The sequence below is a fragment of the Vibrio sp. 1727 genome (assembly GCF_033344415.1).
Taxonomy (GTDB): domain Bacteria; phylum Pseudomonadota; class Gammaproteobacteria; order Enterobacterales; family Vibrionaceae; genus Vibrio; species Vibrio alginolyticus.
The window spans coordinates 1-638 of record NZ_JAWPOT010000374.1 but is presented as its reverse complement, the minus strand read 5'-3'; the positions used below and the strand labels follow the sequence as shown (position 1 = coordinate 638).

The following is a 638-nucleotide window of genomic DNA, read 5'->3' as shown; positions in this document are numbered from 1 at the left end:
ACTTGCAGTTAGAGACAGGTGCTTACGCCGCTGCGGGGACGCCACTTATCGCACTGGTTTCGGATCAAGTTGATATTATTGCGGACTTTCGCGAGAAAAGTTTGCGTCATTTTAACCGAGATAGTCGAGCACTGGTGGCCTTTGATAGTTTGCCCGGAGAGGTTTTTGAAGCCCGCATTACCAGCTTGGATGCCGGGGTAAGCTCGGGTCAATTTGATGCAGACGGCCGCCTCGCGACACCAACAGATTCCAACCGCTGGGTGAGGGATGCTCAGCGTTTGAGATTGCATTTGTCTATCAACGAACAGCCACAAGCTTTCCCGGCGGGTGCTCGTGCGACGGTACAACTATTGCCTGATAACATGATTTCAGGTTGGCTGGCTCGTCTGCAAATTCGTTTTTTGAGTACTTTGCATTACATCTATTAATTGGGAGGTGGTATGAAATTATGGGACCACCCCATGTCTGAGAACGATTTCAGACAATGCCTACGCATAGCAACTGGCGCAACCATCGGCTTTACACTGTGTAAGCTGTTTGGCTGGAACTACGGTGTGTTTTTCACCGTAACACCCATGCTTTTGCTCGGTATGGTACCAGTAGTGAACTTGCATGCATCAAGACAGTTAATCTTCTCC

At 49.2% G+C, this 638-nt stretch carries 1 protein-coding gene and 1 pseudogene; both read left to right on the top strand.

What is annotated here, in order from left to right:
* Nucleotides 1–428, top strand: a pseudogene (locus R8O10_RS25830) (HlyD family secretion protein); the annotation flags it as partial.
* A 12-nt stretch (nt 429–440) separates the two neighbouring features.
* Nucleotides 441–638 (top strand): DUF2955 domain-containing protein (locus R8O10_RS25825; protein WP_318192041.1); only part of this gene is annotated, 198 nt, incomplete at its 3' end.